This window comes from Paenibacillus luteus (assembly GCF_006542765.1).
GTDB lineage: Bacteria > Bacillota > Bacilli > Paenibacillales > Paenibacillaceae > Pristimantibacillus > Pristimantibacillus luteus.
Map to the genome: position 1 here is coordinate 89004 of NZ_SKCD01000014.1, position 24873 is coordinate 113876.

Annotated in this window: 20 protein-coding genes and 1 pseudogene; 4 read left to right on the forward strand and 17 right to left on the reverse strand. The window is 45.1% G+C overall.

Annotated elements, in window-relative coordinates; all coding sequences use genetic code 11:
• Window positions 1-3: 3 nt before the first annotated feature.
• The 3 genes from E0496_RS12910 to E0496_RS12915 all read right to left on the reverse strand — a co-directional run bounded on the left by E0496_RS12910 (window position 4) and on the right by E0496_RS12915 (window position 1998).
• Complete coding sequence (locus E0496_RS12910; protein WP_139993517.1) at window positions 4-897, reverse strand: ABC transporter permease; 894 nt, start codon at window positions 895-897, stop codon at window positions 4-6.
• A 40-nt stretch (window positions 898-937) separates the two neighbouring features.
• Window positions 938-1081: a hypothetical protein gene (locus E0496_RS36170; protein ID WP_206669765.1), complete on the reverse strand. Its 144-nt coding sequence runs from the start codon at window positions 1079-1081 to the stop codon at window positions 938-940.
• A 74-nt stretch (window positions 1082-1155) separates the two neighbouring features.
• Window positions 1156-1998, reverse strand: coding sequence for an AraC family transcriptional regulator (locus E0496_RS12915; RefSeq protein ID WP_141502105.1), 843 nt, complete (start codon window positions 1996-1998; stop codon window positions 1156-1158).
• 116 nt (window positions 1999-2114) lie between these two features.
• On the opposite strand from E0496_RS12915, the gene E0496_RS12920 reads away from it, so the two are divergent.
• On the forward strand, window positions 2115-4100 hold the full coding sequence (locus E0496_RS12920) for a beta-galactosidase (RefSeq protein ID WP_141502106.1): 1986 nt from the start codon (window positions 2115-2117) through the stop codon (window positions 4098-4100).
• Window positions 4101-4334: 234 nt separating this feature from the next.
• Here the strand turns inward: E0496_RS12920 and E0496_RS12925 are convergent.
• The 8 genes and pseudogenes from E0496_RS12925 to E0496_RS12960 all read right to left on the reverse strand — a co-directional run.
• A pseudogene (locus E0496_RS12925) lies at window positions 4335-4676 on the reverse strand (oxidoreductase); the annotation flags it as partial.
• An 11-nt stretch (window positions 4677-4687) separates the two neighbouring features.
• Window positions 4688-5458 (reverse strand): response regulator transcription factor, encoded by a 771-nt coding sequence (locus E0496_RS12930; RefSeq protein ID WP_141502107.1) that lies wholly within the window; start codon window positions 5456-5458, stop codon window positions 4688-4690.
• On the reverse strand, window positions 5433-7205 hold the full coding sequence (locus E0496_RS12935; RefSeq protein WP_141502108.1) for a sensor histidine kinase: 1773 nt from the start codon (window positions 7203-7205) through the stop codon (window positions 5433-5435). The genes E0496_RS12930 and E0496_RS12935 overlap by 26 nt, the downstream gene beginning before the upstream one ends.
• Before the next feature lie 77 nt (window positions 7206-7282).
• On the reverse strand, window positions 7283-8335 hold the full coding sequence (locus tag E0496_RS12940; RefSeq protein ID WP_141502109.1) for an NAD(P)-dependent alcohol dehydrogenase: 1053 nt from the start codon (window positions 8333-8335) through the stop codon (window positions 7283-7285).
• 7 nt (window positions 8336-8342) lie between these two features.
• On the reverse strand, window positions 8343-9944 hold the full coding sequence (locus E0496_RS12945; RefSeq protein WP_141502110.1) for a glycoside hydrolase family 43 protein: 1602 nt from the start codon (window positions 9942-9944) through the stop codon (window positions 8343-8345).
• A 153-nt stretch (window positions 9945-10097) separates the two neighbouring features.
• Complete coding sequence (locus E0496_RS12950; protein ID WP_141502111.1) at window positions 10098-11372, reverse strand: ABC transporter substrate-binding protein; 1275 nt, start codon at window positions 11370-11372, stop codon at window positions 10098-10100.
• A gap of 138 nt (window positions 11373-11510) precedes the next feature.
• Window positions 11511-12368: a carbohydrate ABC transporter permease gene (locus E0496_RS12955; protein ID WP_161601400.1), complete on the reverse strand. Its 858-nt coding sequence runs from the start codon at window positions 12366-12368 to the stop codon at window positions 11511-11513.
• 18 nt (window positions 12369-12386) lie between these two features.
• A complete protein-coding gene (locus tag E0496_RS12960) occupies window positions 12387-13274 on the reverse strand; it encodes a carbohydrate ABC transporter permease (protein WP_141502113.1) in 888 nt (295 codons plus the stop codon).
• A 396-nt stretch (window positions 13275-13670) separates the two neighbouring features.
• Between E0496_RS12960 and E0496_RS12965 the strand changes: the two genes are divergently transcribed.
• The gene (locus E0496_RS12965; protein ID WP_141502114.1) at window positions 13671-14528 is read left to right on the forward strand and encodes an SDR family oxidoreductase; all 858 of its coding nucleotides are present in this window, start codon (window positions 13671-13673) and stop codon (window positions 14526-14528) included.
• A 338-nt stretch (window positions 14529-14866) separates the two neighbouring features.
• Here the strand turns inward: E0496_RS12965 and E0496_RS12970 are convergent, their stop codons facing one another.
• From E0496_RS12970 to E0496_RS12990, 5 genes are all read right to left on the reverse strand, one after another.
• Window positions 14867-15367, reverse strand: a complete 501-nt coding sequence (locus E0496_RS12970) for a hypothetical protein (RefSeq protein ID WP_141502115.1) — start codon at window positions 15365-15367, stop codon at window positions 14867-14869.
• A 269-nt stretch (window positions 15368-15636) separates the two neighbouring features.
• A complete protein-coding gene (locus E0496_RS12975) occupies window positions 15637-17001 on the reverse strand; it encodes a DJ-1/PfpI family protein (protein ID WP_141502116.1) in 1365 nt (454 codons plus the stop codon).
• A gap of 198 nt (window positions 17002-17199) precedes the next feature.
• Window positions 17200-17883 (reverse strand): response regulator transcription factor, encoded by a 684-nt coding sequence (locus E0496_RS12980; RefSeq protein ID WP_141502117.1) that lies wholly within the window; start codon window positions 17881-17883, stop codon window positions 17200-17202.
• Window positions 17876-19327, reverse strand: coding sequence for a sensor histidine kinase (locus E0496_RS12985; RefSeq protein ID WP_141502118.1), 1452 nt, complete (start codon window positions 19325-19327; stop codon window positions 17876-17878). Before E0496_RS12985 ends, E0496_RS12980 begins: the two co-directional genes overlap by 8 nt.
• A 431-nt stretch (window positions 19328-19758) precedes the next feature.
• Complete coding sequence (locus E0496_RS12990; RefSeq protein WP_241674780.1) at window positions 19759-20325, reverse strand: RNA polymerase sigma factor; 567 nt, start codon at window positions 20323-20325, stop codon at window positions 19759-19761.
• A gap of 526 nt (window positions 20326-20851) precedes the next feature.
• Here E0496_RS12990 and E0496_RS12995 point away from each other — a divergent pair.
• Window positions 20852-22501, forward strand: a complete 1650-nt coding sequence (locus E0496_RS12995; RefSeq protein WP_141502119.1) for a hypothetical protein — start codon at window positions 20852-20854, stop codon at window positions 22499-22501.
• A gap of 60 nt (window positions 22502-22561) precedes the next feature.
• Entirely contained in the window at window positions 22562-23014 is a 453-nt protein-coding gene (locus E0496_RS13000; RefSeq protein ID WP_206669766.1) for a putative periplasmic lipoprotein, read from the forward strand.
• A gap of 236 nt (window positions 23015-23250) precedes the next feature.
• On the opposite strand, the gene E0496_RS13005 is transcribed toward E0496_RS13000, so the two are convergent.
• The gene (locus E0496_RS13005) at window positions 23251-24864 is read right to left on the reverse strand and encodes a response regulator transcription factor (RefSeq protein WP_141502121.1); all 1614 of its coding nucleotides are present in this window, start codon (window positions 24862-24864) and stop codon (window positions 23251-23253) included.
• Window positions 24865-24873: the final 9 nt, after the last annotated feature.

Genomic DNA, 24873 nt, shown 5'->3' on the forward strand with positions numbered 1-24873 from the left:
CGATTACCATAACCCCTCGCCATTCAATTTTCTAGATATCTGATTCGTGAGCACCACTAGAATAAGACCGATAACGGATGACAGGAGACCGATTGCTGTAGCCATTCCGAAATACCCCTGTTGAAGGCCGGTTCGAAGCACATACGTATCGAGAACGTCCGCCACCTGCATGTTCGCCGGATTCAAGAGCGGATAAATTTGATCCATGCCCACGGTAATCAAACTTGGAATGCTAAGAATGAGAACGATTGAAACCGTCGGGATCATGCCTGGCAGCGTAACATGCCGGATTTGCGCCCACTTCCCTGCGCCTTCCACCTTGGCTGCTTCATACTGCTGAGGATCAATAGCTGTAATGGCTGCGAGATAAAGAATCGTATTCCATCCTACTTCCTTCCACAATCCACTGGAGACGATCATCGGTCTGAACCAGCTCTCCGAGCCTAGGAAGAAGATAGGCTCTCCGCCCATTTTTGTAATCAAATCATTCGCCAAGCCGCCGTCTAACGTAAGAAATGATTGCAAAATATAAGCGACAACAATCCATGAGAAGAAATGAGGCAGGTAGCTGACCGATTGAACGAATCTTTTGAAGCCTGCACTCACCAATTCATTAATCATAATGGCCAATATAATTGGAGCCGGAAATCCGAATACAAATTTTAATACCGAGATGAACAATGTGTTTTTGACAACGATCCAAAACTGAGGCTCTTGCAGAAACGTGAAGTTTTGCAATCCAACCCAAGCGCTGTCCCATATGGAGGACCCGATCTGAAAATCGCGGAATGCGATTTGAATGCCCGCCATAGGAACATAATTAAATAGAAACAAAAGCAAAACTGCCGGTAAAATCATGACATATTGCCAACGATATTTGTATAGTTGTGCTAACATGATGTCGCATTCCTCCTTCTGTTATACATTGTAAGGGGTTTCAAATAGGTAAACCATATAACGTTGATTGGATTTTCATCGTAATGATTTGCTCTTTGTACGATAACAAAAAACAAGCGGCCATGAGGCCGCCTGTTAATATCTTCATTTTTTTCTTGAGAATGCTTATTGTTACCTTATCCATTTGGAGAAAAAGGACCGCTTGCTGCGTTTATTCTACACCTTTATTCACCAAAACGAGCACGGAGAGTACAAATGTTACGACTTCTTATAGTTACGGCGGAAGGCGCCAGGTGTTAGCCGTTCCAGCCTCTTGAAGATTGCTCCATAATAGCTGGCAGATTCGAAGCCGACTTGATGAGCAATATCCTGCATCCCGCGCTGCACATTGTCGAGCAGCAGTTCCTTGCTCTTGTTGATCCTTACCTGATTGACATAGCTGATGGGACGAATGCCTGTCGTCTTCTTGAACAAATGGCAAAAGTATTCCGGTGTGACGCACATCAGTCCGGCGAGCGTCTGCAAAGTAATCTCTTTGGCATAATGCTGGTCAATATAGTCCAGGACCGGCTTTAACCGTTCATACTGCTGCCCGACGGTATCGCTGCCCTCGACAGAGACACGTTGAATAATCTCCGTCAATAAGGTATAGAGGATGGCGGAGCACGCGTAATTGCTTAACGTTTGCTCATGAGGCGTAAGGGCAGCTTGCAGCAGCTCCCTCATTCGGGATAGAAGGTAATCGGGTGATGCAAGCGTGTATACGCATGTGTCGACAATGCCGACTGTTTCAAACAAGTTCGCTGACCCGCTGCCATCGAAGATGATCCAGTCCACTTCCCAACTCCCCGATAAAGCATAGTATTCGTGCTTCTGGCCGGGGAACAGCAGCATGCCCATGCCTGGCTTGACGATATGCTCCGTTTCACTTAGCTTGAGCTTACCCTCGCCACTGCGGCATTGAATCCACTGATAATCCTGAATCCCCGTGTCTCGGCGTATATGCTCCTGTTCATGATGCAGACCAATGCCAAGCAAATAAAAAGGGAGCAGCTTGTCTCGAGCGGATAGTACCGGGAAAGCGCGATGGGGATGAGGCATGCGACCAATTCTCCTTTCAACTTAATATTGTTATATCGTATTAATTATTTAAGATATTCACTCGAATTAATATAGCATATAATCGCAATATATTGATGAATAAAGGAGATCACAGGATGACGATTAAGATCGGAATTGATTATTATCCAGAGCAATGGACTGTCGAGCTATGGGAGAAGGATGCAGCGCTTATGCAAGAGACGGGTGTTGCTGTTGTGCGAATGGCGGAGTTCGCCTGGAGCCGAATGGAACCAACCGAGGGTGATTATCGGTTTGAATGGTTGGATGCGGCTATAGAAGTATTCGCCGCACGCGGCATGGAGATCGTGTTATGCACACCTACCAATACCCCGCCGAACTGGATGACAACCCGTTATTCGGATGTGCTGCCAATGGATGAGCAGCGTCAAATAATCCGGCCGGGTGTGCGTGGACATCGCTGCAACAACAGCTATTCCTTGAGAATGCTGGGCTCCAAATTTGTGGAAGCGATGTCACAGCGCTATGCGAAGCATCCCGCCATCATAGGCTGGCAAATCGATAACGAGATGCACTATCAGGAATGCCATTGCGATACGTGCAATCGTGCATTTGTCGCTTGGCTTCAGAAACGTTATTCCAGTCTGGAGGAGTTGAACCGGGAATGGGGCACGGTCGTCTGGAGCGGGGAATACAGCAGTTGGGCCGAGGTAACGACGCCGCTCGGTGGCAGCAAGCCGATGAATCCTTCCTATCTTCTGGAATACAAACGATTCTGCTCGGACAGCGTAGGCTATCTGCTGGGATGGCAGCTTGAAATTCTACGTAGAAACTGTCCAGGCCAATTCGCAACGCATAACATGTGGCAATTTCCGAATACCCTGGACTATTATGATCTCCACAAAGAGCTGGATTTCGTTTCTGTAGATTATTATCCGAATGAGCTGTATCGCGATTATGGCGATCGATTTCCGAGAAATGGAGCGCTGTCGCTGGACTTGGTTCGCGGTATCAAGCGCCGCAATTTCTGGGTAATGGAGCAGCTCAGCGGACCGCAGGGCGCCTGGATGCCGATTCAACGCACCCCTTATCCTGGACTGATCCGAGCTCGTTCCTGGCAGACAATTGCCCGCGGCGCGGATATGGTCGTCCATTTCCGCTGGCGGAGTGCTGCCGTCGGAGCCGAACAGTTCTGGCACGGGCTTATCGATCATAGCAATGTTCATGGACGCAGGTTCAGAGAGTTCGCGGAGCTTACTCGCGAGGTGAACCAGCTAGGAGAACTGCTTGCTGGCTCGACAATCGTTACCCAGGTTGCGATTCTGCATTCGCATGACCAGCATACTGCGCTTTCCCTTCAGCCACAGGCAGAGGGAGGAATGCACTATATAGACAACTTGTCCTCTATGCACAATGCATTTTTGAAAATGGGCGTCGGTACGGACGTTATCAACTGGTCCGAGGAGCTTGATGGCTACAAGCTGGTCATTGTCCCTTCCCTCTTTCTGTTAAGTGAAGAAGTAGCGCAGCGGCTGGAGCGGTTCGCGGCCGGGGGCGGTACGGTCGTCCTCACCAATCGAACAGGCGTGAAGAACATGAGGAATGTATGTGAGATGCTGCCTCTGCCGGGGCTGCTGGCGGAAGCGGCGGGTGTTGTCGTTAGTGAATATGATGCCATCGGCAACAGCGAGCATCGAATTCGGAATGCAGAGGGCCAGACATTCGCTGCGAAGCAATGGTGCGATCTGCTTGAACTGCGAGGAGCAGAACCGATTGCCTGGTATGACAACGACTTTTTCGAGGGTGTGCCGGCGGTTACAGTCAATAAACTTGGTGAAGGTGAAGTGTACTATGTCGGCACTTGGCCGGAGCCATCGTATTTCTATCAGCTGTTCGAAGGCATATTAAAGGAAAAGGAGTTGGCGCCTAAGCTCCAGCTGCCGGAAGGTGTCGAGCTGTCAATTCGAACAAAGGGGGAGGAATGCTTCCTGTTCCTGATCAACTTGACGAACGAGGAACGTGAGGTTACGCTTGACGTTCCCTATCGCAGTTTGTTAACCAGCGAGAAATTGGAGCTGAAAATGACGCTCCCAGCTTTGGGAGTAGATATTCTAACTTTATAAGATCAGCGGCTTGCATCTTATTGAAGGAATTTTGCTCGACAGCCAAAAAAACTCAGAGACATGTCTCTGAGTTTTTCTTTTAGTTTTTATAAAGTTGATACCTCAATTACAAGCCGACAACTCACATCACTTTTCAATTCACGTTCGTAAGTCTCTTTAATCTGGTCCGCGCGGATTACTTGAATGTACTACGCCTTTCGTGCAATGCTGCTCGTTATCACCTTCAGCTTTTGATTAGAATCCTGTTGTGTACTGCTTAGGAATTTGTGTTTCTTTACTTAATTTTGAAGCAGCTTCCAGTGCCCAGTAAGGGTTTCTCAGCAATCCTCTGCCCACGGCAACCAAATCCGCTTCTTCATTACCAATAACGGCATTTGCCAAAATGGGGTCATCCAGTCTACCTACGGCTATCACCGGAACATCTATAGCTTCTTTGATCCCTTTAGCCAGTGGAACCTGATATGCAGCATGAGTTCCAGGTCTGCCCCATGCAGCGATAGGTCCTTCTCCGCCGCCGGAAGTAATATCAAACATATCTACTCCAGCTGCTTGATATTCTTTGGCATAAGCAGTGCTAGCTCTTCCCCTTATGAATGAGAACCCTGGCTGCCTCCAGCCGTGATCGCCTTATGCTGCTCCCTGTACTGCTTCGGCGTAATGCCTTCGTATTTTTTGAAAATCCGGATAAAATAGCTCGCCGTCTGAAGGCCGATCTGCTCCGAAATGCTATCCATGCTGAGCGGGGAATGATAGAGCAGCTCCTTGGCCCGCTTCATTCGCAGACGAATGACATAATCGCTGAAGCTGACGCCGGTCTCTTCCTTGAACAGAACGCTGAGATAGCTCGGATTCAGATGGACATGCTGCGCGATCTCCTTAATGGACAAGGGCATGCCAATGCTTTCATGAATATACTTAACCGCACTAAGGATATAGGCGTTGCTGGATGGGATGCCATACGACAGCAAGTTTGCCGTTTCCTCCGATTTGGACTGAAATACTTTCCCTACCGATGCAATGAGCTGCTCCTGCCGGATCGGCTTCAGCAAATAATCGACGGCACCAAGCCTCAGCGCCTTCTGTGCATACTCGAATTCTGCAAAGCCGGTGAGCAAAATCGTATTAATCTCATTCTGCTCGCCCCGCAATGTCTCAAGCAGCTCAATGCCCGACATCAGAGGCATTCGAATATCGGTAATGAGCAAATCGTAAGGATTCTCGCCCAGCAGACGAATCGCCTGCTTGCCATTATCGGCCATATCGACCTTTACCCTATCCTCTCCCCATTGCTCCAGCGTGAATGTTACTCCCATGCGAGAGTTGTACTCATCGTCAACGACCAGGATGTTGTGAGTCATCGTCCGTAGTTCCCCTCTCTGGCTCGAGCTGCAGCGGTATCTTCAAAACAATTGTCGTTCCTGCGCCCGGCACGCTGTCAATGGTCAAGCCGTACTGCTTCCCGTAGTGGAGCTGGATGAGCTTGCACACGTTGAATAGCCCGATCCCGTTGCTCCCTGTTACAAAGGCAATGCTCACGTCATTTTGTAAGCGTTCTCTGATCTGATGCAGCTGGCCTGGGACAATGCCGATGCCGTTATCTTGCACCGTAAAGGAAATGATGCCCGCTTCCTTCTTTACGCTTAGCCTGATCGTGCCGCCGTGCTCCATCGGCTCGATGCCGTGCACGATCGCATTTTCCACCAGCGGCTGAATGGAAAGCTTCGGAATTCTAATGTCACCGAGTTCCCGCTCGCAGTCGATCTCAATCGTCAGCCTGTCGCGCCAGCGCATTTTCATAATATCGGCGTAACGCTTAACCTGCTCCAGCTCCTCATCAATGGTCACAAATCCGTCCTGCGTGCTCGAATGAATCGTATAGCGGAACAGGTCAGCTAGCTCAATAACCGTTTGGGCTCGCTCCTGCTCGCCCTTGCGGATATGGTCCCAATAAAGCGAATCGAGCGTGTTGAACAAAAAGTGCGGATTGATTTGCGAATGAAGCGCTTTAATTTCACTTTTGCTCTTCACAATTTCAATCTCGTACACCGAGGTAATCAAATGATTAATCTGCTTAACCATCTGGTTATACGTCAAACTCAATTGATTGACCTCGCGGTTGAAATACTGATCGGGATTCTCCCGTGGACTGCCATGCTTGCCGCCCTGGATAATGCGCGTCAGGCTTCTGATTGGCGATGTAATAAACTTGGATAAATAATAGGACAGTATCGCAAATGCGAAGATGCTCAGCACACTTGCCCAAAGCAGCACATCGCGCAAAAAGTAAATATCGGCGGTCAGCGTTTGTTTCGGAATCATGATTTGCAGCTTCCAGCCCGTTGACCGAATGGCTCGCTCTACCGTCACATAATCGCTGCTCCCCCCTTCAAGCGTACCCACAGATAAGAGCAGTCCGCTTTCTTCCCCAACAACCATGCTGTCGTTGTTCTCATCAAGCAGACGCGTCACACGACCCTTATCCTTCGCCTTATCCGTAGTGCCTAGCTCGATAATCGAAGGCTTGAGCCGAATAAGCAGATAACCGCCGCTGGCGTATTTCTCCTTCTCGATCTTTAACTGCCTGACGGCCAGCAAATCATCCGGATTTTCCGGATCGCGTCCGATCCATATCATTTCGCCCGCATGATGAATATCATCGGCCTGCTTCAAATAACGCTCTTCTATCCGCTCTTCGATGCTCTTCTCCACGATCGGGTAGAGACTGCCGGTCAAGCTGTATAGCTCAATATCCTTTATCGTATCGGAGTAAGCCGTCTTCTCAATAAGCAGCTTCCTCAGCTTCATTCTCTCGTCATAGACCGTCTCATGCCCCTGCTTCTCCAAGCTCAGCACTTCTTGTATCCGGTCATCCATCGCCAGCTGCAGCGTCAGAACGTTAACCTCGTTAAGCTGCGATTCCAGTCTGCCGCTGGTTTGCAGGGCAATCTCATCAATGTAAAGCGCCGCGTTGTCCCGCTGCACTTTGGACAGCAGCACATAGAGGCTGCTTACCGTAAGCAGCAGGACCAGTGTCATCGTCAAAATAAAGCTGAAAAAAATTTGACCTCTCGTCTGATCCAGTCCTATTTTTTTGAGATATCCCAATTGCTTGTTCCTCCAGAGAAACTGGCACAAAACCTATCCTCTCTTACACGAGTGGATAGGTTTTGTCCGCATACGGTTTATTTATTTGGATAAATCATAATTTTTATACTAGTGTCCTTCTGTGTGCGGGCCATTTCCACCGCTGCCTTCGTATCCTGAAGCGAATATTTATGCGTAATGACCTTCTCAATGTCTACGCTCGACTGGCTGAGTGCTTGAATAGCACCCGGGTAGGTGTTCGCATAGCGGAATAATCCGAGCACATCCACTTCGGCATCGATAATCGCATTCACATCAACCGAAATTTCGGAAGCTGCCGGCATCCCGACAAGCACGATGCGCCCGCCGCGCTTAACCGTACGGATAGTATCTGCGATTGCTCGTCCATTTCCTGATGTCTCGACGATAACTGTGACACCTTTGCCGCCTGTTAATTCGGCAATGCGAGCTTGTACATCTTCCTTCATCGGATCAATGACCGCTGTAACGCCCATTTCCTTCGCCAGCTCCTGCCGGAACGGCACAACGTCGGTCGCATAAATTTCACTAACGCCGTACACTTTAGCTGCTTGAATCGCAAGCAGGCCGATTGGGCCTAGCCCCGTAACCAGCAGACGGTCTGCCGGCGTAACCTTCGCGCGGTTCATCGCGTGCAAGCCAACGGACAACGGCTCCAGAAGAGCGCCTTGCTCAAAGCTAATCTCATCCGGCAGCTTGAACAGGAAGTCGCTGCGTACTGCTACATACTCGGCCCATGCGCCGTCAACCGGCGGCGTTGCCATAAACACAACATCCGGGCACAAATTGTAACGCCCCGATTTGCAATATTCACAGCGTCCGCAAGCCACGCCCGGCTCTACGGCTACGCGGTCGCCTACCGCTACATTGGCTACGCCCTTGCCGACAGCAACCACCTCGCCAGCTAGTTCATGGCCGAGAATAATCGGCTTCTCCACCACATAGCGGCCAATTCTTCCGTGCTCATAGTAATGAACGTCCGAGCCGCATACGCCAATACAGTAAACTTTGACAAGCGCTTCATCGTCCTTCGGTGTTGGAACCGGTACTTTCTTGATCTCTATATCCAGCGGTTTATTCATAACGGCTGCATCCATCATATTCATGCTCATTATCATCTCACCCTTCGGAATACTTGAAATAATCAAAGTCCGCATACTTAGCCTGTCCGCTCAAGTCCTGCACGCAAATGCCGATAAAGGCCCCTGTGAAGCCTTGATCCAGTGCAAAACCATCCTTCACCAGCTCCGCGTTCTCATCCGATATTTTGCCGGCATCCAGAACCGGGCCAATCGGCTGCCAAGCCAACCCATCCAGCGAATAATAAAATTGCAGCGCTTCATGGCGGATTTCCGCCTTCAAATAGCAGCGCTCTGCCCCGTCAATCGATACGGGCTGCTCAAGCGGCTCGTCATATACGCCGCGGTCGCTTGACATCAAGCCTAGGCATTTGCCCAGTTTCTCGTCGCGACTGATCCATAAATAATAATAATTCTTTGTATTGTAATAGTAAACAAGTCCAGCTAGCTGCTGATAGGTATCTGGCTCAAATTCAACCACGGTTTCCGCATCCACCGTGAACGATTGCTGGCGTCGCGCGATCAGGCTCTGCCGGTGCGTGGAATAGAGTGACTCTCTTCCTTTAAGCCGCATATAACCGGGACGTTCCTTCCATGTTGCCCATTGATCCCCGAGCGGCTCACGCAGCGTATGCAAATGAATACTGATCATTTCTCTGTCAAAATGCTCGATCTCCGGCTCCGCCTCATGTTGATGCTCCAGCAGTCCGGGAGCTTTCACTTGGACCTGTGGCGAGTGGCCCATATTGCTCAGACGCAACCAGCCGTCCTTTGTCCATTCCACTGGTTGAATGGCCGTTTCCCGGCCCAGCGTGCAGCTTCCCAGCGTACTCAGCGGCCGCGCGCATAAGTGGACAATGTAAAGCTGTCCATCCTGTGTCTCTACGAGGCTGGCATGCCCCGCCTTCTGCAGCTCCAGCTCAGGGCGGTCCGCCGATGTAACGAGCGGGCCTGCCGGATCGGCTTCGTATGTGCCAAGCAGCGTCCGCGAGCGGGCCACGGTGGCCGCGTGCCCATAGCGCGTGCCGCCTTCGGCCGTGATCAGATAATAATAACCGTCATGACGGTAAATATGAGGCCCTTCGGTCAAGCCAAGGGACGTACCGCCGAATAACGTATGAATCGGCCCCGTCAGCGCCTTCAGCTCCTCGGAATACTGCTGAATGACAATCCCCCCGAACGGATTTTTACCTTTCCGATGATCCCATGTCAGATTGGTCACCCATTTGGTGCCATCCTCGTCATGGAATAGGGAAGGATCGAAGCCGCTGCTATTCAAATAAATCGGTTCCGACCATGGCCCCTTAATATCAGCAGCCGTTACCATATAGTTATGGGTGTCCTTAAAGGGTCCCATATGGCTCTTCACATCCGTAAATATTAGATAAAATGTCCCGTTGTCATAGCTTAGACAAGGTGCCCACACTCCGCCCGAGTCGGGATTTCCAATCATATCCAGCTGGCTGGCCCGAGCTAGCGGATGCGTGAGCACCCGCCAATTCACCAGATCGCGTGAGTGATGAATCTGGACGCCGGGAAACCATTCGAAGGTCGAGGTCGCAATATAATAATCGTCGCCGACACGTATAATCGAAGGATCGGGGTTGAAGCCCCGCAATATCGGATTGTTGATTACGTTAATCGTAAACGCCTCCTATTTCGCTGCGCAAGGAGATCATTCTTACGGCCGCAAAGGCGAACACTGCGTTCCTCAAGAATGATCTTCTCGCTTCGCTGAAACTTTATTTTCAAGTGCAATTCATTTAGTTGTTGCTACTAATTAACTGTTGACAGCTTACTTCACTTTCGCCAGCTCGTCTTTGACGCTGATCTTGTTTTGGCCAACAATCGCGCCAACCGAATTCAGGAACTGCTCCGCACGCTTGGCGTCAAGCGCTTGGTCGTAATAGCTGAAGAATCCTTCCAGGCTGCTGCTGATCGAGCTGCCGTAGGCATACGAGAGCGGATTCATCTTCGACTGGTCAAGTCCTGGCGTTTTCATCGGGCTGATGTTCGCGCCTTCGTTAATTTCTTTCCGCTGTACGGAATCGGTAAGGAAACGGATTGCTTCATAAGCAGCCTCTTGATTCGTCTTCGAAGAAATCGCCATGCCTGCGCCAAAGCCGCCTTGGTAAATGTTAATACCGCCTTTGCCGCCATCTACTGCCGGGAACGGAACAAAGCCTACTTTATCGGCAAAATCATCGTCCAGGAAGGAGTTCATTGCCCATTCGCCTTGAAGGTACATAGCCGCTTTGCCGCTCGTAAACAGCGATTCCGCCGCCGCATAATCCAGACCCAAGAAGCCGTTAATGAAGCCCTTGTGATCTACCGCAAGCTCACGAAGCATATCGCCCGCTTTTACGAACGTGTCCTGAGTGAAATCCGCTTCGCCTTTTTGAGCGCTCTCGAACGGCTCCATGCCACCGATCCGCTGTGCCAGATAAGAGAACCAGTGCAGAACCGGCCAGCGGTCTTTGCCTGCTACTGTAATCGGAACGATATTTTTGGCGTTAAGCTGATCCACCAACGTAAGCAGCTCCGCGTAAGTTGTCGGAGGAGTCAGACCGTTTTCCTCAAAAATCTGCTTATTGTACCATAGGGATACTCCGCTGAACAGAACCGGAATGCCGTAGTTTTTGCCGTCATAAGAGAACGTTTCCAAACCGCCGTTAAGCACATCGTTTTTGAAGGCTTCATCTTTGCTGAGCTGCTCTGTGATATCACCCAGCATGCTGTTGGATACCAGAGTTTCGAAGGTTTCACCGCTCCAGTACGTAATAATATCCGGCACCTGGTTGCCTGTAATCGCCACTTTCATTTTCGTTTTCAACGCCTCGTCCTCAAAGAACTCGGCCGTAAGCTGAATATTCGGATGCTCGTCATTAAACTGCTTAATCGACTTTTCAATAATCGCCTTGTTTCTCGTCTCCATGCTCCACATGGTCAGCTTGGTCACATCGCCTGCGGCTTCTCCGTTCTTGCCGCCCTCTGCTTTATTTCCTGCGCTAGAGCAGCCCGCCACAACTACGATCATCATCGCTAATAGTAAGATAAGAGCTTTTTTCATATTGATTTCCTCCTAGTATAGTGAGTGTCGAATGCCGCATGCTCAATCAAACAGGCTCCCTGCATGATGAAACAGGCGGCTTATTCCGTCTTCTCTTTTTCCTTCAAGCCTGCAATCCCCTTTTTCCATGCCAGCCCATTAACCCTTCACCGCTCCGGCTACCACCCCCTTTTGTATATACTTTTGCAGAAACATATACAAAATAATAATGGGGGCGGTCGTAATGACGAGTGCCGCGCTAATGAGTGAATAATCCGCACTAAAATTTCCTTTAAACATCATAAGGCCAAGCGGCAAGGTTTTGAGCGATTCTTTGGATACCATGACCAGCGGAAAGACGAAATCATTCATAATATTGAAGAAAGAAAGAATCGTAATCGTCGCGAGCACAGGCTTCGCAATCGGAAAATATACCTTAAAGAAGGTTTGATAGATCGAGCAGCCGTCAATCATCGCCGCTTCCTCCAGCTCCTTCGGCACGCCTTGGAAGAACCCGTGGGCAATAAAGACTGCAACCGGGAGATTGAAAGCGACATAAGGGAAAAATAATGCCCAAAACGTATCGTATACGCCAAGCTTGTTCGCCATTGTAAACAGCGGAATCAACGTGCTGTGGATCGGAATCAGCATGCCGAGAAAAAACGCCCCCAGCAGCAGCTTCGAGCCTTTAAAAGGACGAATCGATAAGTAAAATCCGATTAGCGTTGCTACAACCAGCAGTCCGACAACGGAGAAAAAAGTAATGTACAAGCTGTTGAACAAGTAGCCGTTGATTCCCTGGTTCCATGCCTGTACATAATTATCGAAATGCCAGGACTTCGGCAGCCCCCATGGGTTGGCGAAGTATTCCTTATTCGTCTTAAATGATGAAATGACCATCCATACGAACGGATATCCTGTAAATACGAGATGGACCAGAAGCAGTACGTACAGCAGCAATCGGGATAAGCCTTTGCCGCGTGTCCCTGCCGGCTGCATCGTTTGAGTCGCGCTCATCTTCATCTCTCCTTTCTCCTATTGAAATCTGGCGCCAGTGCGGCCCAGAACCTTTGATATAATTAATGCAAGGCAAAGACCAAACAGCAGGAGGAAGGTCGAGATGGTGCTTCCGTAACCAAAATCCATCATCCGAAATGCATTTTTCATCATATAGCTTGCTAGCACTTCACTGCTATTATTCGGACCGCCACCGGTCATAATATAAATCAAATCAAAATATTTCAAAGAATTGATGACGCAGTTCAGCACTGTGAACGTAATGGTCGGCCAAATTAGTGGGATCTGGATACTGAAAATGATTTTCCACTCTCCTGCACCCTCTACCCGTGCCGCCTCCAGCACCTCGTCTGAGATTCCCTGAAGCGCACCGAAGTAAACGATAATGTAAAAGCCGATAAACTGCCACGCCACAACGGCGATAACCGAACCGAGCGCTGTCGCTTCATCTCCTAGCCACGCGTGCGCCCACTGATCCAGTCCAAGCTGCACCAGCAAATTGTTCAATAGCCCGAAATTCGGATCGTAGATTTGACCCCACAAGATGCCGAGTACCGCTGTAGACAGCATCACCGGCGTGAAATAAATCGTTTTCATAAAATTGGAGCCTCTTAGCTTATAACCAAGCACAATCGCTAGAAATAATCCGACCGGAAGCTGAATTAAAAGCGCTCCCAATGTCAAATACACCGAATTTTTCAATGAAATCCATAGAATCGGATCATGAAGCAGCTGATTGAAATTGCCAACTCCGTTGAAAACCTTTGCCGATACTCCGTTCCATTGGAAGAAGCTATAATAAATACTCATACTGATCGGCACAATAATGACCGCCAAAAAAATCAACAGCGCAGGTCCCATAAAAAACAGCCTGCTTCCCAAGCGACTGGCGCCTGTCTCGTTCATCCGTAACACCCTCTCCGGCTTCATGCGCATGATGTCTAACTTCTTTGTATCCGTTTTCATCATTCTATCAAGCTAATAAATCATTGTAATGATACGTTGATTAGGTAAAATAGCACTTTCATTGGTTCATCCGATAGCATACTGGAAAGAATACAAACAACCGCATTCTTCCGAATGCAGCATTTGATATGAAAAGTCAGCTTCTTTCAAGTAGGATGAGCAGCTATTCTTACAGCACGGGTTGACAACACGCCGACATGTAACTATTATAGTTACAAGAGGGATGTGAACAATGAAGCCATTCCTAAGGGACATTGCTTCGCTTCCCATAAGAATTTCAAACTACGCTGTGAATACCTTTTTTTCATAAACATATACCCAATGGAGGAATGAAAAATGACGATATTAGTAACTGGTGCAACGGGACAGTTTGGATCTATCGTAATCGATACTTTGTTAAAGACAGTACCTGCGGAGAAGCTGGCCGTAAGTGTACGTACGCCAGAAAAAGCAGCGCATTTGCAAGCTCAAGGCGTTGATGTACGCCACGGTGACTTCGATCAGCCGGAAACACTGGATCAAGCCTTTGCAGGCGTAGACCGCCTGTTGATTGTTTCCGCTGACGGAGATAATGCCACGCGCATTCGTCAGCATCAAGCTGCTGTCGACGCGGCCAAGAAAGCAGGCGTTGGTTTCATTGCTTACACAAGCGTAGCCAAAGCAGATGAAAGTACCCTCTCTCTTGCCGAAGTGCACCGCGCGACAGAGGAAGCGATTCGCGCAACGGGAATTCCTTATTCGTTCCTGCGAAACAACTGGTACGCCGAGAACGAAGCAGGCAGCGTGCAAGGTGCCATCCATGGCGCGCCTTGGCTGAATGCTGCCGGTAGCGCACGCGCAGGCTGGGCATTGCGCAGCGACTACGCCGAAGCGGCTGCCGTTGTTCTCGCTGGCGAAGGACATGACAATACGATCTACGAGCTGTCCGGCAAGCCTCTTACGCAAGCGGAGCTAGCCGCGATTACGGGCGAGGTGCTCGGCAAAGCAATTAACGTCATAGAGGTAGACGACGCAGCCTTTGGCCAAGCTTTGCGCGATGCGGGATTGCCGGACTTTGTCGTTGCGATGTTTGTAGATATGCAAGGTCCAATTCGTGCAGGCTCCCTTGATGTAGAAAGTGCTGATCTGGAGACGCTGCTTGGTCGCCCCGCTACTCCTTTGAACGTATTTGTTTCAGGTCTAGCTGCGCGTTAATTTAGATAGAGTACGGTACTCATTCCGAAAATGCCAAACGACCGCTCCCCGGTATTCACCCAGGGGCGGTCGTTTTGTACTCTTTTGCAAACGCGTAATTGTTCAAGAAGAGAATGGGGTAATCCTTCAACAATTATCTTAACCGAATCCGAATCAACCATGCCAAGCAAATGCTGGCCGTGACTCCATTAAAGGCAACAGAAATCGCTACAGCCGTCGGCTTCCTCAACCCTTGGAATCGCATATGACGAAGTGAAAATGGAAACACTCGGAACTTCGTCTGTTTACGTTTCGTCTTTCCAAATAGGCATGAGCATCTTCATAGTGCAAATAGATAATTAATCGATAAGAGTAATTTTCCAATCGCCATCGTCATTTTTCCCAAAATTATATATTGTAGTTTTTATTTTTCCATCGTCACTAGTCCTATACTCTACTGAAATATCAATTCGATATGCGTTTTGTTCGGTGATAATTGGTTTACCTAAAAATTGATACCTATTCGAATTTTCTATCCAGAATATATTTGCCTCAACTGCTGCTTGTGATAGAAATCCTTCTTCAAACTCGGCCTTGTCTTTTTGAACAATAGCCTTGAGATTTTGTTGTAGTGTTTGTAAAAGCGAATGATATTGTTCTTCATTTTCATACTGCGTAATATCAATAGTGACTCCTTCATGAAATGCAATTTTCTCTGGATTTGCATTTTCGACAACTGTCGATTTTGCATTATTTATATTATCCTTAGCAACATTGTTATTTTCATGCTGGGAGCAGGCCCCAAGTAGTAAGGCAAGCGCAATCCAAACGGTTCCGAACAATATCTTAGCGTTTATCATCTTAATTCCTCCGTTTTCTATAAGACTGTTCCTTACTTGTATTATTCAAAATTTTTAATCGTTAACAATATGACGCCATTCCAAAATAATAGAATTTACTCCTTCTGACGTATTGAACTCTACTAAGGTTTCACAAATACATTCCGAAGACCGGATGTCCGTTAATAACCTTAGTGAGCAGTAATGGAATGGTGATGCACTTGTCATTTTCACTGTATGGTAAAGGCCCAGTTGATGAACTCAACTGGGCCTTTACTTACATGAATGGTTTAGTTTATTGGGCGTTTGCTCTTTCTTTTCTTAATAAATCGATTATCTAAATAAATGACCAGCAGTAAAGATAACAATCCAATCACCAGCGGTTTTAGCACGTTGCCAAATGCAACAAAACTCCCTCCCAAATGCATGTCCTCGCCTCTATACTCCAATCGCCTTGCAGCGTATTTGGCCGTCAAAATATCCGTATGTTTCGCCAGATCCTCCAGTATCGGCTCCAGAACGTAGCGGTCTGGAACATTCGCATTCAAATAGACCATCTCTGTATCAGTCTTCAAGCTATTCCAATGTTCTAAATCGGTGTTGGCGAGCTCTTTCACTTCAGCTCCCGCCAGCAGCATTCTGTCTACTTTTGGCGCACTTGCAAAATCGTGCTGAGCGAAGAGATAAAGATTGTGTTTTGTCCGAATGGGTTCCATCGTATTAGCAATTGTGATTAGATCAGTCGTTCCGGTTGCTGCATAGGTATCGAATAAAGTGATTAACGAAAGCTCATCCATTCCCTGGTAGAGAAGTACGCCCGTTGGCTCCTTCATCTTAAATGCATAATTTAAATAAACATAGGCATCGCTCATCTGTAATTGATACTGCTCCATTTCAGGGTTGTTAACAAAATGATATGTTGGGTAATTTATGCTCTCGGCCAATCTATTGGAGGTAGCTTCACCGGCAAATTTAGCTATCACATAGAGCGATGCGTCGATGCCAGAGCTAAGGCCAGAGGAATTCACGATATGGCCAGAGTCCACATACCTTAGTCCACGAACCCAGTTCACCTTAGGATATCTTTTCTCCACCCCGCCAATATCTCCCCAATGGGTCGTTGCCGACAACCCGTCCAATAACCCCGTGCTTGCCAAGTTTTCCGCTCCGTTGCAAATGGACAACAAAATTGTTTTTTCGGTTGAGTGCTTAATCAAATAATCACGTACCGCTTGCTGCCCCTTCTCCGAGCCTGGAGGGATGAAAGGGATAACGATGACATCCGGCTCCTTCTTCAGCATTTCATCAAGCTCAACATAGGAATAATGAGGCATCACTTTGAGTCCTCCCGTTAACGTAGTTGCTCGTTTCTCAGGAGCGATGGCATAAACGTTAAAGGACTCGGATGCTGCAAACAATTCGTAGGGCGCCATAAAGTCGATCGCCTCGGTTTTCTCATCGCCGAGCATGATAGCCACGGTTGGTTTTTGCGAGTCATACACAGGGGGCTTTGCATTGCCGGCTATCTGTTCCGCGGAAGGCTGTACGGTGAAGCTACCAGCCTTCGGCAAGCTGCTAATGCTGGCTAATCCCGCAACGACAGGCGGAAGGATAAAGGCTAATAAATAAACAACCATACGTACAATCTTTTTCATGTTTGACTTCTCCTTTTATGCATTCGGTTCTATTTTCTATATTTACAATTCTAGCTGCGCCATATTATCTGCCGCTAAAAACCTTTGGTTGATAAAATAATAATGTATTAAATTTTGATAAACATTTTTAAATAAAAAAAACGAAAAAAAGACCTCCAGCTTGTTTCGCTGGAAGTCTATTGACACAAAGACCATTTGTCAGTGCCTAGCCCTATATCCCGCTCCCCATATCGTCTCAATGTATTGCGGATTGGAGCTGTCCGGCTCGATTTTCTCACGCAATTTACGGATATGTACCGCCACTGTATTATGATCCCCAAGAGACTCCGAGCCCCATATCCGATCAAACAATTGCTCCTTGCTATAAACACGATTCGGATTTGCTGCCAGAAATGAGAGAAGATCAAATTCCTTGGTCGTAAACTGCACCTCCGTTTCATTCAAATAGACTCTTCTCGACAGTTTATCAATCCGGAGTCCGCCCAGACTTATTTCTTCATTTTGCTGTTTTCCTAGAAAACGCTCATAACGAGAAATATGCGCTTTTACTCTAGCTACCATTTCACTTGGGCTAAACGGTTTAATGATATAATCGTCAGCGCCCAGGCCTAGCCCACGGACTTTATCGATGTCCTCCGTTTTAGAGGAGATCAAAATAATCGGTGTATTTTTTTCGCTGCGAATTTTACGGCAAATTTCAAAGCCATCTACTTTGGGCAGCATAACATCAAGAATAATCAAATCATAGGACTCGTTTAAAGCAAGAATTAATCCTTTATCGCCACTATGCTCCACGTCCACTTGATATCCGTTGATTTCTAAATAGTCCCGCTCCAGCTCGGCAATGCTTTTCTCATCTTCTATAATTAAGATTCTACTCATGTCCCCTCACCTTCCTTAGCCTAATCGTTATACTTGTGCTAACTCCAATTTCACTTGCAGCCTGTACTTCTCCGCCATGCTCTTCAATAATTTGTTTGACGATAGCTAAACCTAGTCCGCTGCCACCCGTCTCCGAATTTCTCGATAGATCGGAACGGTAAAATCGTTCAAATATATAAGGAAGCTCGTCCTGCTGCATCCCCTGCCCATTATCTTCAAACAGCAATTTGACCCATTCGCTTTCTTCATCTACTCGAATCCGAATGGTTCCCCATTCTTTATCCATATATTTAACGGCATTATCTAAAATATTGCTGATGGCTCGCTTAAGCTTTTCACGGTCCCCCGTAATCATAACAGGTTCATTCGTTGATAACTCCAATGTAAGTGTGATCGCTTTTTCATTCAGAATAAATTGCATCTCTTCCGTACAATCCTCAAGAAATTCAATGATATCTACCTTTTCAAAATAAAACGGGATCTTACCCATATCCAGCTTGGATAACATAAACAACTCATTAATCAAACGATCCATATCTTTCGTTTTGGCATAAATGGTTCTGATGTACTTATCCATCTTATCCGGGTTGTCGGCTACGCCATCTAAAATCCCTTCTACATAACCTTTAATGCTCGCAATTGGCGTTTTTAAGTCATGCGAAATGTTCGAGATGAGCTCCTTCCGATTTTCCTCATACTGCTGCTGTATGCCAATCGAATGCTTTAATTGCTCTCTCATTTCTTCAAAGGCTTGAAACAAGCCACCAATTTCATCTTTTTTAAAATTCACAGCGAATTCCAAATTGCCCTGCTTGATTTGGTCAACGGCGCGTCGCAATGCTTTTAACGGGGTAACCGTACTGCGAAATACAAAATAAGTAAGCGCGCCATTGGTGAGCAAAAGAATAAAAACCAATAACAAAACGGAAATAACGAAGTATTTCCCAATAAATTCAGACAAGGGCCCGATATCCGTCACGATATAAAAACTGCCCTCGCTCAGATCATTGTATTGAAAAGTATAGCCATTTGAAATGAAGAAAAAATCAACAAAGCTGCCGGTTATCTCATCATGATCAAACGCTTTAACGACCTCCGCTTTATCCAAAGAAGTAGACGCATACACCGTTTGATTGTTTTTCAGCAAAACAATAGCCATATTCATTTCTTTAAGCTTGCTATCCCAGCCTTCAAGCAACAATGGTTCCAATAGCAGTTGGTCAGGATTTGTAGAGGCCTGCAGCTTCATATCGGTAAAGACCTCTTTTTCCTGTGCTAAGATAGTCTTAAAGGGGTTATTATTATGGCTAAAGTCAAGATTGTAACGCCCAATAAAGTCACCCACAAAAGCATTCAAAACGATGTACACGGTAACGGCTAACAGAATCAACGGCAGGAAAGACATTAATATATAGGATAACAATAAACGAGCACGAATCGACATAACATCCCTCTATATCATTAAGATTAGCAGTTCTAGCCAAACGCTTCTCGCTTCGCTTCAACTAGTATCATACCCCATCTTTATTAACTCCTGTTTAAGACTGATTAACACCTGAATAATCTTTATTAATTTTTCATGTTTTCGCACAGGGAATGCGGTTTGACAATTTCCCAAAAATGCCTGCCAAATAAAAAAAAGACCCCTTGGGGTCGATGTCATCAGGACCGTACCATGTAATGTATACATCGTTCCAACGAGAGCGTTAGTTACCAGTTTTTTTGTCTCAACTAATTAATGTCTTCAAGTTCATGACCTATAAAGTACTTATAAAATTTCCAGATAGTATGGCGAGATTCTAAAGAAACTTGATCGCTGCGTACACAAACATATAATTACTTATGTAAATCGCCCTGCGGTCCTTTACATCTGATTCAATCATTATCATCAGCCCACTTTCTTAGAAAGTGGTTAAGTAATTTTTTTCTTGCCCGCACCATCCGCTGAGTAAGGACACTCTCCGTGATTTGAAGATATTCACAAATCTCCCTGTATGATTTGCTTTCTATATAAAACAGTATTAGCACAGTTTGATAGTCCTGCTTCAACTCGTTGATTGTCTGATAAAGCAGCTTATTTCTTTCTCTTAATTCAAACTCTATTGCAACACATGTTTCATTTAGATTGATATCAACTATATTAACCCAGGAAGTGCTTAACATCTGACGTTCTTTTTTTAACTTTCTCAAAAAATCAATGGTAGTATTCCTTGCAACTGTTTTAATCCAACTTGGTATGTAGGGATTCAAACGTAGCTGATGCACTTTAGCGGATGATTTGATGAATACTTCTTGAATAATATCTTCAGTAAGTGCATGATCACGCGTCATAAAATATATGTCTTTATACACGAATTGATAGAAAGATCGATATACCCAATTTTGTGTGTCGATATCTAAACTGTTAAATGGGCTACGCAACATGTAAAACCATTGTTTCATAAAAGGTCCTCCGCGGTGCCAAACGGCCATTTTAAACAATTAATATAAAATTATATTTCAATTTCTTCATTTTATTATACTTCATAATTGGGTTTAAAGGAAATTTAATGAAATTAATTGCTAGGTTATTTTTCAAATGCCTTGAGCTTATTCAGATCAGATACTAGATTCCTTATTCCTGAGGCTTCCCTACTTGGACAGACAGATTATTATACTTGTATATGCTCCATAAGATCTCTGGTCAGCTATTACTTTAAACCTATTTCATCTATTATATGGAATAAATAATTTAAGTTTTTTTTGAAAATACCGTAAGATTATCCATGTAACAAACGTTATATAAGTATGCAACATGATTTCACCTAACCTACTTTAATTTAGAGAGGAGGTTTAGAGCCCATTGTTGGAATAATGATTTTGAGAAGGAATAGTAAAGAGTAATTAGTTAGTTCTTTATTATAATTATTCACATTCTCAATCATAGTTATTATCAAGCGAATATCGCTAAAAACAGGAGGTTTTATAGGTGCAAAAAAAATCAAAAAAGCTGATTATATCCTTGTTAACTGTTACATCAGTATTAATAGGTTCATTGGGTCTTGGTGCAGATGAAGGTGGCTCCATCTTCCTTCCTAGTTTAGCTACAGCGGCATCTTATTCTGCTGATATAAATACTAATGAGGTTCGGACGTATGAGCCTCTCAATGATTCTCTTACAATTAGCGTAAAACTAGATTCCGAAAAAGAATCTGAAACAGATTGGAATGCCATTTTCAACACATCTATTTTTCTTAACAAAGATCCAGATAATGAAATTGAAGTTTCTTATGAACTCAATCAACTTGCTGATGATAGGATTCAAATTCAATCAATAATACAACAAAAAATTAACCAAAAGGGATTACAAATTAACCATTCACAAAGTGTGCCTATCTCTTTGAATGCATTAAAAATAGGTGTGTACTATAAACTAGTAGTCACAGCTAAAGGATATCAAAATGATGGAACAATAATTGCAAATGAAGAAACTGTCTTCTTTCATGTTACAGCTAAAGGAATTAAAAATGGTTGGGATATAGAATTACCATCATATTTACCAGCTGAACGAATAAACGGAGATAAAACACAAATTTTATCCCAACCATTTTCAAATGAATATGGGAAAAGCCAAGCATCACCTGGTGAAGTAGAACAAATTCAACAAGATACAATTAGTGTGAACGCACTAGTGAATTCTTCAGGAAAATGGTCGAGGTATACACGTGATGGTGGAACAACAAATGTTAGATACGCTCTTGTTGAAGTTCTCTATCGGGATCAGTTTTATATCTGGAGAACAGCAGCAACTACCTATACAGATTCCTCAGGTAATTGGTCAGCATCTTATAATACACCTTCTCAATCTAACTTATGGGAAGTACGCGTTTACTCTAAAAACCCTTCGTACGGCGAGGTGCAAAATCAAAGTGGTGGGCTATACTATAGTTACACTCAGTATAGTGATCTTTCAACAGGCGGTAGCATCGGTACGTGGTATGTGACGAGTGGTTCTGATCAGCAAAAAGCATTTTGGAGTTTTGAGGATATTGTAAGAACCAAAGAAACTATTGGAAGTTATGTAAATGGCGGAATTATTACAATTGTTTGGTATCCAACAAATACGAGTGGCTCATACTATACCCATGGAGGAAAAATCTACCTGAATCAAAATAGTCCATCATCAAAGTCGGTTACAGTTCATGAAATTGCTCATAACTATATGTATAATATTTATGGAAGTATGCCGTCATCTCCAAGTTGCAGTCCGCATTATATGGGAACTGCTTCAAGCCAAGGTTGTGCATGGGTTGAAGGATGGGCGAATTTTATATCTCTTTATGTTAACTTTAGTCCAATTTATGAGTACACAGGGGGAAGTACCGATAATCTTGAAAATACTTCTTCGTTCTCAAGCGGTGATAGTGTAGAAGGACGTGTGGCAGGAGCACTCTGGGATATGTATGATTCAACGAATGATGGTACGGATATCTACAATTTTTCATTCAGTTCAATATATCGTGCAATGTACGATTCAAAAGTTAATACATTCAGCGAGTATTGGGCTAAATGGAAAACTCTCGGATACAGCACTAACGCAAAAGAATGCATAAAACAAAACTCTATAACGTATTCCTAAATTGTGATTATCCATTATGTGGTCTGATAACGGCTTCTTATCGAAAGGAGACACATCGTGATGAGACAAAAATACTTTATATTCTTTCTTCTCCTTATCGTTTTAACTGGCTGTAGCGAGAAAACTGAATCAAAACCAATTAAAGAACCTACCGAGGACACAATAGTCATTGATGCGAGTTTTCCATCAGAAAATTTAACAAATCAAAACATTCAGTTAAATATTATCATTTCTTTAAATCGGGAGGAAAAGCGCGAAATTACAGGATCTTATAAGTTTTTTACTCGAAAGATAGCAGATTCACCAAAGTTGATCAAAGATGATACCTTTTTCAAAGGCCATATATCATTAAATGAAAAAAGTGTAGAAAAAGTTACATTGGAAAAGGTAGAAGATGGTAATTATCAAATCGATATTACTGTCGAGACACCTAGTAATAATGGAAATAAACGAGCTAATATTAAAACACTTTTTTTCTCTGTAAATGATAATATCATTACTTTACAAAATTAATTGATAAATAGGTCATGATGTAAAAGTAAAAGTGTCCTTATATCTGAGACCTGTTCTTCAATAAAAAGAAAAAATCATTCCCCCTTTATGCAATATTGCTAAATAAGTCACTTCTTAAAAATAAGAACATCTATGCAGCAGAAACCGCGGAAATCGCGGTTTTTCTGCATATAATAGCATCAGATGTTCCAAGCCTCCCGGTCAAGTACCTTTATTTGCTTCCCCGCCATCCCGCCTCATAAACTATTCTTAAATTCTTGCGGCGTCATCCCGTAGTGGGATTTAAACAGCTTAATAAAATACTGCGGTTTTTGGTAGCCAACCTCATGCGCAATTTCACTGATCCTCAAATCCTTGTGCTTCAACATTTGTACCGCTTTCTCCATTCGCAGGCGAAGCACATAGTTGGAGAAGTTCTCTCCCGTTTCCTGCTTAAATAAGTTGGATACATATACGGGATGCAGATTGACATGATCAGCTACCGTTTGAAGGGTGATATCCTTTACGTTTTCTTGTATAAAGCGGCGAATTCGATCCATCAAGTCAAATCGAATATTATCCGAACGGCTGTGGCTGTATGCTTTGATTTGGACATAGCTGGCGAAAGCCCATTCTTTTAACGGCCCCACGCTCCAGCTGGCATCCACTTTCAGCATTTTCTCGATATCTCTTCCAAACACTTCAAAGATCCGTTTGCCTTTCTTGTGCAAATAATAGGAGTAGGTTTGCAGCAACGTAACGTATACTTCAACCCCGTATTCACGAACTCCATTGCCCGCACGTTCAAGCTCATCGAATATCCGGTTCAGCTTGCTCTCAAATGCCGTCCACTGTTCGATATCAATTAACTCCATTAACGTTTGAGAACGATAAAGCTCTGCGAGCGGCTGAATTTCGAACTCTTCTTTTATTTGCGTCACATGAAAAAAGCTTTCCGTCTGATAACCGATGTAATCGGTGTAGATGGATAAAGCAGAATGGTACATCGACAGGATGTCTTTCGGAAATCCCCCCCAATTGCTCAGTACGATGGAAACCTTCGATTTTAAATACAATTTGATTTGATGCTGGGAGAGCCTAGCCAAATCTTCTACCATAGCGGAGTTTTCTTTGTCTGACTGCTCTGTTGAACTTACTTGAACCAAGAAAATCAAATAATCATGCGAGTCCTTACAATACATCACATTAAATTTATTTGAAAAGACTTCTTCTACGATGTTAAACATTGCATATTCAATCAACGAGAGACTGTAAAGATCCGTATTCGAATAATCCTCCTCCACTCTCATACCTAAGAGGATCACTTCCTTTTCAACAGAGAATGGAAGCCCATAGAGATTGATTTTGTCCTTCAAGGCAGCTATGGGGTAGTTTTTGCCGGATATCAGTTCATACAAGAACAGCTCTCTTAATTTGGGCAGGCTTTCGCGGAAACGGTAAACGAATTTTTGCTGATTCAACAGCTCATTTCCTTCTTCTGTAATCCGATTAATAATGCCTCTTAGGGTTTGCTCCAATTCCTCATTCGATACCGGCTTCAAGAGATAATCGCTTACTTGCTGTTGGATGGCTTCCTTCGCATATTGAAATTCATCAAATCCGGTTATAATCACCGCTTTTGTGTTTTTCCATTTCTCATTGATTCGGGCGATCAATTCAAGTCCAGTCATTCCGTTCATATGGATATCCGTAACCACGATATCAACGGAACGGTAATTGAGCAGCTCCAGGGCCTCCTCGCCGGAATAAGCCTTATAGACATTGGTGATCCCCATTTGCTCCCACGGAAGCCCAATCGCCAGACTGTCAACCAAGTGTGTGTGATCGTCCACGATTAATATCTCGTACATCCTTGTCCC